We start from the raw sequence: 16211 nt of genomic DNA, 5'->3' as shown, positions 1-16211 counted from the left end.
TGACACCTCAATGTCGGGATCGTTGGGCTTCTGTGTATTCAGTGACCCTGCATCAGCAAATGCTCACTCAAGTCCCCGATCATTTCCAGGTGCGAGTAGTCACGAAAGCTGAATCGCCAAACCCCGTCGACACGCTCGAACTCATCGAGATAATGCCCGGCGGCGATGGGTTGCAGGGGCAGGGTGTCGGTGGCTTGCAGCACCGTATAGCAGGAACGAATCGTGGCGGTTCCAGCGTCTTCGTCGATGTCGATGACGGGATTGCTGATGATGTGTTGGGTTCGGGGTGTGCCGCAGGGATAAATCCTGATTCGTTGCTGCCAGATGCCCAGCAGGGCTGTGTGATCCAGGAAACCGCTCTGGCTTTGAACCTTGATTCGGGCATGACGAAACAGCTCGGCAGCCTTGATCAGTTGGCCGCCATCCAGGTACTGGGCATAGCGATAGAGCAGGTTGCTGATGTGTACGGCACTGGTGCTCATGTTGATCCTCATAACAAAAAGCCGCTGCAACCCTTGGCGGTTTGCAGCGGCGAGAGGTGGGGCAAGGAGATCAGGCTGTCGCGGTCTGGACCGGCGTGACGAGTGGGGCGGGGTTCTTGATCTGTTGCCGGTAACGTGGCAATGCCAGGGTCAGGAACACGCTGGCCAGCACCAGCATCGACACCGATGAGGCGAGGGCATAGCGCAGTGATTCGGTGCCCAGGGACGGCAAGAAAAAATCACTCAGCATGCCCACCAACAGCGGCCCGACACCGACACCCAGCAGGGTCATGAACATCACGAAAATGGCCGTGGCCTGGGCCAGGCGTGTCGCCGGGAACAGGTGGGTAATGGCGCTCAGGCACGGCGTTGCCCACCACACGCCAAAGAACGCAAATACGCTGTAGAACAGAAAGGCTTGCGGCACGGCGATACTACCGATATGGAACGCCGTGCCTTGAGGCCAGAGAAAATAGGTCAGGGCGAAAGGAATGCTGATCAGTGTGCCAAGCAATGGCACGCCGATTTGCCAGCCAGCATTGCGCCGCACCATGCGGTCGGTGAGCAGGCCGCAGATCAGCGTGCCGATGGCCGCTCCGCCGCCACCGACCACGCCAACAAGAAATCCGGCCTGTTGCATGTTCAGGCCGTGGGAGCGGATCAGGAAGCTCGGGCTCCAGGTGCCGATGGCGTAGCCGGCAATCGCCGCCGCGCCACCGGTGAGCACCAGCCACAGAAAAGAGGGCGTGCGAAACACCTCGGCGAGGGTTTTGGCCCAGCCGTCTTGCAGCACGGCGGCGCTGCTCAGCGGTACGACGCGCTTGGGCGCACGCACCGTCAACAGCAGTAGCAGGCCGAGGAAAATGCCCGGTGCGCCGATCAGCATGAAGGCGTAGCGCCAACCGTGCTCCTGGGCGATCCAGCCACCCAGACCGAGGCCGACTACTGCTCCCAGGCTGGAACCGAGCATCAGGAAGGCCAGGGCCGTGGATCGGCGGTTGGCCGGATACAGATCCGAGACCATGGCCACCGACGGCGCCGTGCCGCCGGCTTCACCGACAGCCACGCCAATGCGTGCGAGCACCAGGGTCAGAAAGCTTCCGGCCACGCCGCAGAGCATGGTCATCAGGCTCCAGGCGATGCAACTGAAGGCGATCACCGGCTTGCGCCCGATGCGGTCTGAAAGGCGCCCCAGCGGGAAGCCGAACACCGTATAGAACACCGCGAAAGTCACCCCTGACAGCAGGCCGATGCCTGTATCGGAAATGCCGAATTCGAGCTTCACCGGCTCAATCAGAATCGCCATCAACTGACGGTCGATGTAGTTGAAGACATAAATCATGGCGAGCACGAACAGCGCGTAGTGCGTTCGCCATGTCACGGGGGTGGATTGGTTCACTGCGGGTGCTCCCGGTTTTGTTCTGGTTGACGCGATGCTCAGCTCGTCACGGTATTTTCTCATCGTCCGTTCAGACCATTTTTGAGTTTGCAGACAAGCCGTCCTGCACGTTCGCCGACCTAGTCTTGTCGGACGATGTTTCGCTTGCGCTCAACGTCAATCATTCAGCCCGTATTCGCTGGCATGTCAGTGCTTGCCCACGTTGTGGCAAGCCCTGCGACAGCCAGAAAACAATAAGAAGCTGAGGAATTGAAATGAGCGTCTTGTTCGAGCCGATCGCCCTGGGCGAACTGCAACTGGCCAACCGCATCGTCATGGCCCCCATGACCCGCAGCCGTGCCCTTGCCGATGCGGTACCTGGCGGCGATATGGTCGAATATTATCGCCAGCGTGCCAGCGCCGGGTTGATCGTGGCCGAGGGGACCGCGCCTTCTGCCAGCGGCCTTGGCTATTGTCGCACCCCGGCGATCTACAGCGACGAGCAGATCGTCGGCTGGCAGCGGGTCACCGAGGCGGTGCACGCCGAGGGCGGGCGCATCGTCCTGCAGCTGATGCACGTCGGCCGCGCCGCCAGCCGCCACAACAAACCTGCCGGGGCTGCCACGGTGGCACCTTCGGCATTGCGCGCTCGCACCCAGGTGTTCAGCGACACTGCCGGCCTGGTGGACACCGATGAGCCACAGGCGCTGACCTTGCAAGGTATTGACGAGGTTATCGAAGACTATCGCCAGGCCGCGTTGAATGCGCGCCTGGCCGGCTTCGACGGCGTCGAGTTGCACTGCACCAGCGGCTATCTGCCGATGCAGTTTCTGGCATCCGGCAGTAACCGGCGCAACGATGCCTACGGTGGCGATGTGACCGGGCGGGTGCGTTTTGCCAAGGAAGTGATCGAGGCCATGGCTGCTGCGATCGGCGCCGGGCGCGTCGGCTTTCGCCAGTGCCCCGGCAACCCCTACAACGACATCGACGACTGCGATCCGGCGGCCACGGCGGCGGCGTTATGCGAAGCCGTGGCGCCGTTGGATCTGGCCTACCTGCACATTATGCGCTCGCCACTGGCAGAGCTTGATGCGTTCGCCCTGGCACGTCGGCACAGCCCTCATGCATTGATTCTCAACGATGGTTTCGACGGTCCTTCGGCCAGTGCCGCTCTCGCGTCGGGCGAGGGGGCTGCTGTGTCGTTCGGCCGTCACTTTATAGCCAACCCCGATCTGGTGGCGCGCTTGCAGCGTGGCCTGCCGCTCAGTGGCTTCGACCGCAAGACCCTCTATACGCCGGGGCCGGTGGGCTATTCGGATTACACCGCCCATCAAGGGATTGCCCGGGAGGTGGCGCAATGAACCTCAACGATTTGAAGCACGTGCTGCCGACCGCTCCCGTATCTCGGGAGCAGACCCAGGCGTTGCTCGACCAGCGCTCGGCCGCCGCCGGGCTGATCAAGCCGGGCGACCACTACACCCTGGCCGATCGCCTGGAACAACAGGCGAGCGAACAGGGTGAGCGCACGTTCCTGATCTATGGCGAGCAGACCCTGAGTTACTCCGAGGTGGATGCGCGAGCCAATCAGATGGCCCACACCTTTTATGCCAATGGACTGCGCGCTGGTGATGTCTGCGCCCTGGCCATGGAAAACCGTCCGGCGTTTTTCTGCACCTGGTTTGGCCTGGTCAAGCTCGGGGTGGTGGTGGCCTTCATCAACACTCAGGTCAGCGGCCGCCCCCTGCTGCATGCGTTGCAGGTCACCGAGGCCAAGGCGTTGGTGATCGGCGAAGAGTGCCTGGCCAATGTGCAGGCCACCGAAGGTTTTCCAGACCTGCCGTGCTGGCTGCTGCGCGATGCAGAAAACCCCTGGACGGGAGCGCTGCCCAAGGGTGTCGACGGGCATTTCGATGCACGCCTGGAGAAAGCCCCGCGCACACCGTTCCCCCGGGATATCCGTGCGCACATCGATGCGCAGACGCCGACGCTGTTGATCTTCACCTCGGGCACCACCGGCTTGCCCAAGGCCGCGCGCTACAGCCACATGCGCTGGATGTCGTCGGGCGATGTGATGCACACCACCCTGCAAGTCACCTGCGATGATGTGTTCTATTGCTGCCTGCCGCTCTACCACGGTGCCGCGGCCACGTCGGTGACTTCTACCGCGCTGTGTGCCGGTGCGGCCATCGTGGTACGCCGCAAGTTCAGCGTGCGCGAGTTCTGGAACGACGTGGCACGGCATCAGATCAGCATCTTCCAGTACATCGGCGAGATCTGCCGCTACCTGCTCAACCAGCCGGTGCGAGCGGGCGAGCGCGAGCACAGCCTGCGCTGCATGCTCGGTGCCGGACTGTCGCCGGACTCCTGGCAACGCTGGCTGGAGCGCTTCGGCCCGATCCAGGTGTTCGAGGGCTGGGGCGCTACCGAAGCCAATGCTGCGGTGATCAACGTCGACAACTATTTCGGTTCCTGTGGACGGGTGCCGGACTGGAATAAAACCAACCTGCGGCTGGTGCGTTACGACATCGAAAACGACTGTCATCCCCGGGACGAAAACGGTTTCTATCAAGTCTGCAACGTGGGCGAGGTCGGCGAGGCCATGGGCTTTATCGTCGATCACCCTGAGATCGGTGGCGGGCGTTTCGAGGGCTACACCTCGGCTGAGGCAACCGAGAGCAAAATCCGCCGCAATGTGTTCCGCCAGGGTGATGCCTACTGGAGTTCCGGCGACTTGCTGCGCGAGGACGCCGACGGTTACTGCTACTTCGTCGATCGCATCGGCGATACCTATCGCTGGAAGAGCGAGAACGTGTCGACCCTCGAAGTGGCGGACGCCCTGGGCGATCTGGCGGGCCTGGAACTGATCAATATCTATGGCGTCCAGGTGCCGGGCAATGAAGGTCGCGCCGGTATGGCCGCGGTGTTGATGCAAGCGGATCAAGTGTTCGATCCGGCCGCCCTGTACGCCCTCACCGAAGCTCGCCTGCCGCGCTACGCGGCCCCGGTGTTCGTGCGTGTCACCCAGTCGGCTGACCTGACCGCCAGCTTCAAGCTGCGCAAGGTCGATCTGCAGCGACAGGGCTACTGCCCGACCCGTTGCAGCGATCCGCTGTTGATCCGCGACGAACAGGCCCGCACTTATGTGCCCTATTCGCAAGAAGCGCTGGCGCGCGCCGGCCTGAGACCTTTCGTGGTGGCCGACCATGGCTGATCTCGACACTAACGGTCACGAACTGCGCGACGGCCTGCGTTATCCCTGGCCGCAGGCGCCCGATTCCGGGCAGGTGCGCGAAGTGGCGCCGGGCGTGTGGTGGTTGCGCATGCCGCTGCCGTTTCGCCTGGACCACATCAACCTCTATCTGCTGCGCCATACCGACGGCTGGGTGGTGGTGGACACCGGCATGAACACCGATCAGACCCGCGAGGTCTGGGATCGGGTGCTGGGTGAAGTGTGTGGCGGGCTGCCGCTGCTGGCGGTGGTCTGCACCCATTTTCACTCCGACCATGCCGGGGTCGCCGCGTGGCTTTCCGAGCGTTTTCACTGCCCGGTGTACATGACCACCAGCGAGTTCCATTCGTTGCACATCAGGTTTCCCGCCGATCAACCCCCGGGCTGGGACTTTCTCGATTTCTATCGCAAGGCCGGCGTGGCTGACGATCAAAGCCGCGAGATGTTCGCGGTCATGAGCAATGCGCATTTTCTGCCTGCGCCGCTGAACCATTACCGCCGTTTGCACGAGGGCAGCCTGCTGAATATTGGCGGCCGTACCTGGCAGGTGGTCATCGGTCGAGGTCACTCGCCGGAGCATGCCTGCCTGTACGCCGCCGATGACGGCTTGCTGATCTCCGGCGACCAGGTGTTGCCGCGCATCACCTCCACCGTCGGCGTGCATGCCATAGAACCGCTGGCCAATCCGTTGCGCGACTGGCTCGACTCCATCGAGCACTTGCGCAGCCTGCCCGACAGCGTGCTGGTGCTGCCGGCGCACGAGCGGCCGTTCTTCAATTTGCATCAGCGCCTGGATCAGCTGGAAGCCCATCACCACGGGCATCTGGCGCTGATGCTGGCCAACTGTGACGAGCCGCGCACCGTGCTCGAACTGATGGCTGTGTTGTTTCCCAGGCTGTCGGGTCGTTTCGACGAACTGATGGCGCTTGGCGAAACGTTGGCCCATGCCAACTACCTGGTGGCCGAAGGGTCGCTGGAGCGGGAGGAGGACCGGGGGCGATATCGCTACCGGCGTGCTGTAAGGGGAGCGTGCGCTGTTAACCCGCTCAGAGTGTTTTGAGCGCACGGCAGGGCAGCAGTGTTGAACATTCCAGGCAGCCAGCCGGTTGTCATTGAGGAGAATCAGTGTGATCAACAAAAACAACAATAACTCTACGGTCATCGGTTCGAGCGCATTCCAGGTCAGTAGCCTGGCGGCAGCCATTGCACTGGTGTCCACACCGGTGTGGGCCGGTGATACGTTCGAGTTCGACAACGGCGCGACAATCGACTGGTCGGTGACCACCAGCTACGGCATCGGCGTGCGCACGGGCAGTCAGAGCGATCGCTTGCTGACGGTCAACGCCGACGATGCCAACCGCAACTTCGACAGTGGCAGCCTGACCACCAACCGCGTGGGCGCGCTGGCCGAAATGATCCTGCGCAAGGACAACTACGGCGCCGTGGTGCGCGGCAGTACCTTCTACGACGACGTCTATCATCGGGAGAACGATAACGACTCGCCCGCCACCGTGAACAAAAACGGCAGCAATGACGAGTTCACCAGTGACACCCGCTACTACAGCGGCGGTCGCAGCAAACTGCTGGATGTGTATGTGTTCAGCGGCTGGCGCTTTGACAACGACACCATGCTCGACGTCAAGGCCGGGCGGCACATCGAGTCCTGGGGCGAGAGTCTGTTCTATCCGGGCGTTAACGGCGTACAAAACCCTTCCGACGCGGTAAAAGCCTCGCAGCCGGGAGTCGAGGTCAAGGAAATCCTCTTGCCGGTGGGCCAGTTCTCCGGTTCGTTCCGATTGAACCCCCAGCTGACCTTCGGTGCGTACGTGCAGTACGAATGGAAGGGCACCGAACTGCCGCCGGTGGGCAGCTACCTGTCGGGCAGCGACGTGGTCGGGCCAGGTCGCGAGTTTATCTACGCCAACGGCCAGAAGATCGCCTACCGCGGCACTGATGATCCGAGTGATGGTGGCCAGTGGGGCGTGCAGATGCGCTACCGCCCGGTCCCGGCCCTCGAGCTCTCGCTGTTTCACGTCAACTACCACGACAAGAACCCGGCCACCGCACTGGTCGGCTACAACGCCTTGCCGGTGGGCGGTGGCCGCAACGCCTTCGTCAGCAATGGCTACGAGATCAAGTATTTCGAAGACATCAAGCTGACCGGCATCAGCGCCTCGACCAAGCTTGGCGACACCCAGGTCGGCGCCGAATGGTCGTACCGCGATGGTGCGCCGGTGATGGTCAATACCGGCCTTGGCGCTGTACCGGCCAAGGGCAAAGGCCAGCAAATGCAGTTGTCTGCGATCCGTATCCTGGGGGACCGCCCCTGGGCCAGCCAGACCAGCCTGACTGCCGAAATCATCCGCGTGCAGGTCGACAGCGTCGAGTCCACTTCGGCGGCGCCCAACCTGCAAGGCGTGAACCTTCTGCCTACCCTGGCACCTCTAGTGGCCCCTTCCGATGACTACACCTACAGTACCGCCGCGGGCTACCGCACCAAGTCTTCCAGCGCCTACACCGTGGGCGCATCGTTCAGTTATCCGGGAGTTTTCCAAGGCTGGGATCTGGAAGTCCCCTTCAGCTTCTCCAACGTCTTCAGTGGCTCCACGCCCATGGCCGGAAGCATCTCCGGCGTCGCCGGTGACCGACGCCTGAGCATGGGCACGACCTTCAAATACCTGGGCAACCTGGAGCTCGGTTTGAAATACATCAGCTACCTGGGTGAAGCCGACCCGATCGATCGTCCGTTCGCCGACCGCGACTACGCCACGTTCTCGATGAAATACACCTTCTGATCGACGACTCGAGGTCCGGGCAGCTCTGCTGCGCCCGGACCTTCAAAACAACCTGGAAAACGCCGCAGCGTAACGCTTCGGCATGGAGGCACTATGGGGCTCAAAGGGCACGCGGCCATTGTTGGCAGCGCACAATACAAACCGGAGAAATATTCGACCGCACCCAAGATGTTTCACCTTGAGCAAGTCGCCGATCTGGCGGCCCAGGCCCTGCGCGATGCCGGGCTCAAGGCCTCGGACCTCGACGGGCTGGTGATCAACGGCCCGCATTTTCATGAAGCCTCGGTGTTCGTACCGGCGATGGCCGCCGAATACCTGGGCCTGCGCCTGAACTTCGCTGAAGTGGTGGACCTGGGTGGCTGTACGTCGGTGGGCATGGTTTGGCGCGCCGCCGCCGCCATCGAACTGGGACTGTGCCAGGCCGTGCTGTGCGTTATTCCCGCTCGCATGGCGCCGTTGGGGCCTGATGAGGATCCTGGCTGGATGGCCCGGTCCATGCGATTTGGCGGCCACAGCACGGCATTCGGCGCACCTGAAGCCGAGTTCGACCTGCCTTACGGGCACATGGGCCAGAACACCGGCTACGCGATGATTGCCCAGCGTTATGCCGCCCAGTACGACTACGACCAGCGGGCCATGGCCAAGATCGCCGTTGATCAGCGCACCAACGCCCTGGCCAACCCGCAAGCGATGTTCTACGGCCAGCCGTTGACCATCGAGCAAGTGCTGGCCAGCAAGATGGTCGCCGATCCCTTGCATGTCCTGGAAATCGTCATGCCGGTGGCCGGTGGCGCTGCCCTGATCATCACCAACAAGGAAGTGGCGGCGCGGGCACGCAAACGTCCGGCCTTCATTACCGGGTTTGGCGAGCACCTGGCCTTCAAGTCGCCGTCCTATGCCGAGGACATGCTGCACACGCCGATTGGCCCGGCTTCCCAGCGCGCCTTTGCCATGGCCGGGCTCAAGCCCAAGGACGTCGATGCCGCGCAGATCTACGACTGCTACACCATCACCACCTTGCTGACCCTGGAAGATGCCGGTTTCTGCGCCAAGGGCGAGGGCATGGCGTTCGTGCGCGAACACGACCTGACCTGGCGCGGGGATTTCCCGATGAACACCCATGGCGGGCAACTGAGTTTCGGTCAGTCGGCCTCGGCCGGTGGCATGAGCCAGGTGATCGAGGCGGTGACGCAGATCGCCGGCACCGCCGGTGAACGCCAACTGGGTCGCTGCGACAGTGTCTACGTCTCCGGCACCGGCGGCGTGATGAGTGAGCAGGGCGCATTGATACTTCAGGGAGCATAAGCACATGTCCAACAACAAACCGATGCCGGTCGCGACGCAGATCTCCGCGCCGTTCTGGGAGGGCCTGAAGGCTCGCCGCCTGTTGATCCAGCAATGCAATGCCTGTGCGCACTGGAACTTCTACCCGCGCCGGCACTGCACGGTGTGCCTGGAACATGACCTGGCGTGGCGCGAAGTCAACGGCGCCGCGACGCTGTACAGCTATACCGTGACGCGCATTGCGACCTTGCCCGACTTCATTGATGAGATGCCGCAGAAACTCGCGGTGGTCGAGTTGGCTGAAGGCGTGCGCATCAACACCAACCTGGTTGGCCTTGAGGAACACGAAATCCGCATCGGTATGCCCTTGCAGCCGGTGTTCGCCGAAGTCGATGCCAAGGGCAACCGCCTGCTGCGCTTCACCGGGGTCGACAAGGATGCGCCGGGCCTTGAGCCGCTGCCCGCGCAGGACAGCGAACCGGCGCCTGTTGCAGAGCAACCGGCCGCCCGGCAGGTCGACCTCAACGATGGTCCGGCCTTGCAGGCGCTGGTCAGCGAACAGTTCAGCGACTGGAGCAATGTGGTGGTGGTCGACCAGGCGCTGATCGACGACTTTGCCCGGTTGTCGGGCGACGATTACTGGATCCATACCGATCCGGAGCGGGCGCGCCTGCAAAGTCCGTTCGGCGGCACCATCGCCCACGGTGCGCTGGTGCAGGTGTTGCAATCACGGATGAAACTGGCGCTGAGCTTCGAAATCAGCGGCTTCACCACCCAGATCAACTACGGCTCCGATCGCCTGCGCTTCCCGGCACCGGTACCGGCCGGCTCGCGCATCCATGCGCGGGCCCGGGTGAAAAAAGTCGACATCCAGGCCCGTGGCACCCAGCTGACCCTGGAGCTCAACACCCATGTGGTGGGCCAGGACCGGCCGTCGGTGATCAACGATCTGGTGATCCTGTACATGGCCTGATCCCCGCCGAAGATCCCCTGTAGGCGCCGGCTTGCCGGCGATAGCGTCCGTCAGGCCGACGAATGGGTTGTCTGAACTGAGGCCATCGCCGGCAAGCCGGCTCCTACAGGGGGGGGGGGCGATGTCAATCAGTTCGGCTTGCACATAAATACCCGCCATTCCCGCCCCACGCCATTTGCGCCATTGCATAAGCCATTTGGACGATGTTTCACCTCTCCCTTGCGCCGACTATTGCCCCAGAGGCAACGCCCATCTCGATTGCCTCGCATGCCTGGTGCGTGACAAAAACAAGAGGATCGGCCCTATGAATTGCCCTATCCAAGCCTTCCCCGAACTGGAGCGTTGCTCATGCGCTCGTTGATCGGCTACGCGGTTTGCCTGGTGGTTGCCTTGACCATCGGCTACACCTTTTCCCCCAAAGCCCCTGCGCAGGCAGAGCTGTTGGCCACGCGCCCGGACCGGGTGCAGATCAACGGCCTGCTCAATTTTGGCGCACGCGTGGTCGCCGTTGGCGAGCGCGGCAGCATCCTGCTCAGTGATGACCAGGGCGTCAGCTGGCAGCCCGCCAACGTCGCCACGCAACGCAACGCCACCCTGACCGCCGTGGTCGCGCTGGACGACAAACGTTTGCTGGCCGTCGGGCATGACGGCTGGATCCTGCGTTCCGAGGACGCTGGCAGCAGCTGGCAGGAAATACGCTACGACAGCGATCTGGGCGAACCGCTGCTGGGCATCTGGACCGGCGGTGGCGACAGCGTCCTGGCGTTCGGCAGCTTCGGCAAGTTCTATCAATCGACTGATGGCGGAAAGACCTGGGTACCGCAGCCACTGGAGATCGACAACGCACACCTGAACAGCATGGCCGGCGGCAACGATGGCCGACGCATGCTGGTGGGCGAACAGGGTCTGGTGTTGCGTACCAGCGACAGCGGCCAGCACTGGCAAACCTTGCCGGCGTTCTACAGCGGTTCGCTGTTCGGCATCGTGCGCCTGAGCGCAGACAACTGGGTGACCTACGGTATGCGCGGGAACGTTTTCGTCAGCCACGACTTCGGCGACAGCTGGACCCAGATCAAAGTCGGCAACCAACTGCCGCTGTACGGCCATGTGCTGCTGCCCGATCACTCGGGTCTGGTGATCGTCGGTGCGGGCAGTTCGGTGGTGCGCCTGGATGTGAAAGGTGAGCTGGTCGGTGTCGGACGTCTGGCCGGCCTTGGCACATTGACCTCGGCGACTGTCGTTGGCTCGCGTCTATTGGTGGGCGGCGAACGCGGGGTATTACAGGGATCAGGTGGCAGCGTCGCTGCCTTAATGGCCACGCAGGCCACCCAGTGAATGAGAGGCAGGTAATGAATCAAGGTAAACACTGGGTGACGCGTTGCGTCGAAACCTGCGCGGACCATCTGATGGCCCGGCGCAAGGGCCTGCTGGCGCTGTTCGTCCTGGTGACGCTGGGCCTGGGCTACAGCGCCACCCACACGCAACTGGATCCGGGCTTCAACAAACAGATCCCGGTGCGCCATGAATACATGATCAATTTTCTCAAGTTCAGCCGCTACTTTACCGGCGCCAACCGGTTCCTGGTCAGCGTGCGCTGGAAAGGCGAGGGTGACATCTATAACGCCGAGTACCTCGAGACCCTGCGCAAAGTCACCGACGACGTGTTCTTCATCTCCGGTGTCAGCCGGCCCAGCGTGACGTCGCTGTTTACCGCCAACGTGCGCTACATCGAAATCACCGAGGAAGGTTTCTTTGGCGACGTAGTAGTGCCACCGCGTTTCAGCGGCACTCTCGAGGACCTGGCGCAGGTTCGCAGCAACACGGCGGCCTCCGGGCAGGTCGGTCGCCTGGTGGCCAATGACCTGAAGTCGGCCATGGTCCGCGCCGACCTGCAGGACACCGACCCCAAGACCGGCCAACCGGTGTCCTACGTCGAAATCGCCAAGCGTCTGGAAGAGATTCGTGGCAAGTACAACAGCCCCAATATCGAAATCAACATCGTCGGCTTCGCCAAGCTGGTGGGGGATGTGGTTGAAGGGTTGAACACGGTGATCGGCTTCTTTGTCGTGGCCTTCGTCATCACCGGTTTGCTGCTGTGGCTGTATTCACGCTCCCTGCGCCTCACGGTGGTGGCGCTGGTGGTCGCGTTGCTGCCGGTGGTCTGGTTGCTGGGCCTGTTGCCGCTGCTGGGCCTGGGCATCGATCCGATGTCGATCCTGGTGCCGTTTCTGATTTTTTCCATCGGCGTGTCCCATGCGGTGCAGATGACCAACGCCTGGAAGCAGGACGTGTTGGCCGGCAGCAGTTCGAAGGAAGCGGCGCGTTCGGCGTTCTGCAAGATTTTCATCCCCGGTTCCCTGGCCTTGCTGATGAATGCCCTGGGCTTCGCGGTGATCATGATGATCGACATTCCGATCGTTCACGAACTGGGGGTGACGGCCTGCATCGGCGTCATGCTGATGATCATCACCAACAAACTGATGCTGCCGATCATCATTTCCTACCTGCGCCTGGAGCCTGCGCTATTGCGTCGTGCGCAATCGCGACCGACGGGCAAGCACCGCCTGTGGTGGCGTCTGTCGGCGCTGGCCGAACCCGGGCCTGCCGTGGGCGTGTTCGTTGTCAGTCTGTTGCTGCTGGCGGCCGGGGCCTACAAGGCTCGCGACCTGGCGGTGGGCGATATCGGCGCGGGCGCGCCGGAGCTGCGGGCCGATTCGCGCTACAACCAGGACAACGAAAAGATCATCAACAGCTACTCCATCGGTCTTGATGTGATGTCGGTGTTCGTCCAGGTCAAGGGCGTTGAGGAAGGTTGCCTGTCGCCTGCGGTGATGCGTGCGGTGGAAGCCTTCGATTTCCGCATGCGCACGGTCTCGAGCGTGCAGTCGATCCAGAGCGTGGCGGACATGGGCAAGCGGGTGATCGCCGGCAACAACGAAGGTAATCCGCGCTGGGCGGCGATTCCAGGATCACCCCGTGGCCTGAGCCAGGGCGCGCGGGCCTATATGCCGGATGACGGAATGGTCACCGACGGTTGCCAGCAGATGCAGATCCTGGTGTTTCTCGCCAATCACGAGGGCAGCACGGTCAGCCATGCGATCGCCGAAGCCAAGCGGATCATTGCCGAAGTCAGTACGCCGCAAGTCGAATTTCTCCTGGCCGGCGGCAACGTCGGGGTGATGGCGGCCTCCAACGAGGCGGTCAAGCGCGCCGAAGTGATCATGCTCGGGGCACTATTCGGATCGGTGGCACTGTTTTGCTGGCTGACCTTCTTGTCGATCCGGGCGGTGCTGTGCATTCTGGTGCCGCTGGCGATTGTTGCGATCCTGTGCAACGCACTGATGACCCTGCTCGGGATCGGCCTGAAGGTCGCGACGCTGCCGGTGATGGCGCTGGGGGTGGGTGTGGGCGTCGACTACGGCATTTATCTGTACGAACGTATCCAGCACGAAATGCTGCGCGGAGCCAGCCTGCGCGAAGCCTTCTACGAGGCCATGTGCCAACGCGGCACCGCTGCGGTGTTCACGGCCGTGACCATGGCGATTGGCGTGTGCACCTGGGCGTTCGCACCGCTGAAGTTCCAGGCTGACATGGGGGTGCTGCTGTCGTTCATGTTCCTGGTCAATGTGCTGGGGGCGATTTTCCTCCTGCCGGCGCTGGCGGCCTGGTTCAATCGCGGTCGCCCCTTGGTTGAATATCGGGCTCGTACGCCTGCACCGGCACAAGGGCAATTCCGCTTGAAAAGCAGCCCGGCGGCGCGTGATACCGCAAGCGAAAAATAAACCTGCCGGGCCTCTTGTGGAGTCCACAGGGGCTAAGGAAACTGGCAGGCAAGTAGAGTCGAAAAGAGGGGGGAACTCTGGGTTCCCCCGGCCGAAATTATAAAAATAACAAGGGAAGAGCCTGGCTCTTACCCGAGCGAGAGAAGACTATGCAAAATGCTGTCTTGACCCATGAAGCCCTGGCCAGCCTTGGCCTCGACCTCACGCGCTACAACCAGCTGGTGGGCGAAATCTATGAAGGCGCCCTCGATCCGAAAATGATGGCCCACGCCCTCAGAAGTTTTCTCAAACTCTTCAATGCCAATTTCGTCACCCTGATCCTGCGGGTGCCGGATCAACCCGACACGGGCGTGATGATTATCGTCGGCGACATCGAAGGTGCCGGTGATGTCTGCTACATGACCTACCCGCAAACCAATTCGCCTTTCGCCAACCAGCCGATCGACAGTGTGTTCACCGTCGATGACATCATGAGCGCCACTGAGTGGGAACACTGCGCCTACTTCAAGGCGTTCTGCGCTCCCAATGACGTGTACCACGTGATGTGCGCGGACATTTCCACCCCCGACGGCGGCAAGCTGCGCTTTCGCATGACCCGCCCCAAACGGGCTCCCAACTTCTCTGCCAACGACCGGGCGGTGTGCGCCAGTTTCCTGCCTCACCTGCGACGGGCCTCGCAACTGCATAACCTGCTGGACCGCAGCGAATCGCTGAGCGAGTTGTATTCCCAGGCCATCAGCCGGTTGTCGGTGGCGACCCTGGTGCTCGACGAGAGCGGCAGCGTGCTGCAGATCAATCCGGTGGCGCAGGAAATTCTCGCCCGTTCCGATGGCCTGAAACTGGTGGGAGGGCGCCTGGAGGCGACGTACCCCAGCGACAACCGCGAGCTGCAACGCCTGATTCGCGGCGCGTTCTGCCCGGATGCGCCGAAAAGTGCCGAGGCCATGTCGGTGACGCGTCCTTCGGGGCTGGTCAACCTGGGGGTGGTGGTCGAATCGATTCCGTCCCTGGACTGGGCCGAAGAAAAGGGCCAGCCGGCGGCGCTGGTGTACATCCGCGATGCGTCTAGCAAATCCCTGGCCAGCGAAGTGGTGACCAAGCAGCTGTTCAACCTGACCAAGGCCGAAACGGCCCTGGCCATGGAACTGGCCAACGGCTTGTCCCTGGAGGAAGCTGCCGAGGTCCTCAATATCCGCCGTAACACGGCGCGGGCGCACTTGCGTTCGATCTTCTCCAAGACCGGTGTGCGGCGCCAGACCGAACTGGTGCGCATCATGCTCAACAGCGTGGTGGCCTTGGGCAAGCCGCAACTGGCGCTGAAACTGGCCGAGAAAATCAAGGTGCCGCCGCTGCAATTGGCCGTGCCGATCTACCGTCAGGCCTGATTCTGCAGACCCACCGCCGGGCCATTCGTGCCCGGCGTCGCAGTCATTGATCCCGCGCATTTTTTAGTCCGCACGGACGATGCCGCCCCGTGATCGCCCTGTCGATACTGGGCGGACCTATCACGGAGAACCACAATGCCTATTACAGCCATTACCGGCAGTGCCTCGGGAATCGGGGCCGCCGTATCCGCCGCCATGCGCGCTGCCGGACATCAGGTCATCGGTATTGATCGCAACAACGCCGAAGTGCTCGCCGACCTGTCCACCCCTCAAGGGCGCGACGCGGCCATCACGCAAGTGCTTGAACTCAGCGGCGGGGTCCTCGACGGACTGATCTGCTGCGCCGGGGTCGGTGTCACCGCGCCAAACTGCGGGCTGATCCTCGCGGTCAATTACTTCGGCGTCAGTCAATTGCTTGACGGCCTGCAGGGGGCATTGGCCAAGGGCCAACAACCGGCGGCGCTGGTGATCGGCTCGGTGGCGGCGACACATTCGGGGCCCGAGGGCCAGCCGCAGATCGAAGCGATGATCGCCGGCGATGAAGCCCAGGCCTTGCAACTGGCCAACAGCCTCGGCCAGCCGCACGTCGCCTATGCCGCCTCCAAATTTGCCATCAGCCAGCATGTCCGCAGCCTGGCTGTGAGTTGGGGCAAGCAGGGTATGCGGGTGAACGTGGTGGCGCCGGGTGCAGTAGAAACCCCGCTGCACCAGGCTTCGCTGGACGATGCGCGTTTTGGCCAGGCAACCCGTGATTTCGTCGCGCCCTTGGGCCGCTCCGGGCGCCCTGATGAGATCGCCGCAATGGTAGCTTTCTTGCAATCGCCACAAGCGTCATTTGTCCATGGCACCGTGGTGTTCGTTGATGGCGGTATGGACGCCATGGTCCGCGCCTCGCGTTTCTAA

General features: G+C 62.5%; 12 protein-coding genes. 10 read left to right on the top strand and 2 right to left on the bottom strand.

Features of this window, described 5'->3' with window-relative positions; translation table 11 throughout:
• Positions 1–38 precede the first annotated feature (38 nt).
• Entirely contained in the window at positions 39–482 is a 444-nt protein-coding gene (locus QMK58_RS20495) for a nuclear transport factor 2 family protein (RefSeq protein ID WP_320395335.1), read from the bottom strand.
• A 70-nt stretch (positions 483–552) separates the two neighbouring features.
• Positions 553–1881 carry a spinster family MFS transporter gene (locus QMK58_RS20490; protein ID WP_053159825.1) on the bottom strand — a complete coding sequence of 443 codons (1329 nt, stop codon included), beginning with the start codon at positions 1879–1881 and terminating at the stop codon, positions 553–555.
• 254 nt (positions 1882–2135) lie between these two features.
• Between QMK58_RS20490 and QMK58_RS20485 the strand changes: the two genes are divergently transcribed.
• From QMK58_RS20485 to QMK58_RS20440, 10 genes are all read left to right on the top strand, one after another.
• On the top strand, positions 2136–3221 hold the full coding sequence (locus QMK58_RS20485; protein WP_053159824.1) for an alkene reductase: 1086 nt from the start codon (positions 2136–2138) through the stop codon (positions 3219–3221).
• Entirely contained in the window at positions 3218–5071 is a 1854-nt protein-coding gene (locus tag QMK58_RS20480; RefSeq protein WP_320395334.1) for a long-chain-acyl-CoA synthetase, read from the top strand. The genes QMK58_RS20485 and QMK58_RS20480 overlap by 4 nt, the downstream gene beginning before the upstream one ends.
• Positions 5064–6149 (top strand): MBL fold metallo-hydrolase, encoded by a 1086-nt coding sequence (locus QMK58_RS20475; protein WP_320395333.1) that lies wholly within the window; start codon positions 5064–5066, stop codon positions 6147–6149. Before QMK58_RS20480 ends, QMK58_RS20475 begins: the two co-directional genes overlap by 8 nt.
• A 67-nt stretch (positions 6150–6216) precedes the next feature.
• Complete coding sequence (locus tag QMK58_RS20470) at positions 6217–7884, top strand: DUF1302 domain-containing protein (protein WP_053159818.1); 1668 nt, start codon at positions 6217–6219, stop codon at positions 7882–7884.
• A gap of 93 nt (positions 7885–7977) precedes the next feature.
• Positions 7978–9189, top strand: coding sequence for a thiolase family protein (locus QMK58_RS20465; RefSeq protein ID WP_053159816.1), 1212 nt, complete (start codon positions 7978–7980; stop codon positions 9187–9189).
• A gap of 4 nt (positions 9190–9193) precedes the next feature.
• A complete protein-coding gene (locus QMK58_RS20460; protein ID WP_320395332.1) occupies positions 9194–10141 on the top strand; it encodes an OB-fold domain-containing protein in 948 nt (315 codons plus the stop codon).
• A 348-nt stretch (positions 10142–10489) separates the two neighbouring features.
• Positions 10490–11476, top strand: coding sequence for a WD40/YVTN/BNR-like repeat-containing protein (locus QMK58_RS20455; RefSeq protein WP_320395331.1), 987 nt, complete (start codon positions 10490–10492; stop codon positions 11474–11476).
• Between the two features lie 14 nt (positions 11477–11490).
• Positions 11491–13923, top strand: a complete 2433-nt coding sequence (locus QMK58_RS20450) for an efflux RND transporter permease subunit (protein WP_053159810.1) — start codon at positions 11491–11493, stop codon at positions 13921–13923.
• Between the two features lie 149 nt (positions 13924–14072).
• Positions 14073–15308 (top strand): helix-turn-helix transcriptional regulator, encoded by a 1236-nt coding sequence (locus tag QMK58_RS20445; RefSeq protein WP_053159808.1) that lies wholly within the window; start codon positions 14073–14075, stop codon positions 15306–15308.
• 135 nt (positions 15309–15443) lie between these two features.
• Positions 15444–16211 carry an SDR family oxidoreductase gene (locus QMK58_RS20440; protein WP_053159806.1) on the top strand — a complete coding sequence of 256 codons (768 nt, stop codon included), beginning with the start codon at positions 15444–15446 and terminating at the stop codon, positions 16209–16211.

Source organism: Pseudomonas sp. P8_241 (assembly GCF_034008315.1).
GTDB lineage: Bacteria > Pseudomonadota > Gammaproteobacteria > Pseudomonadales > Pseudomonadaceae > Aquipseudomonas.
This window is presented reverse-complemented; position numbering and strand designations above follow the sequence as displayed.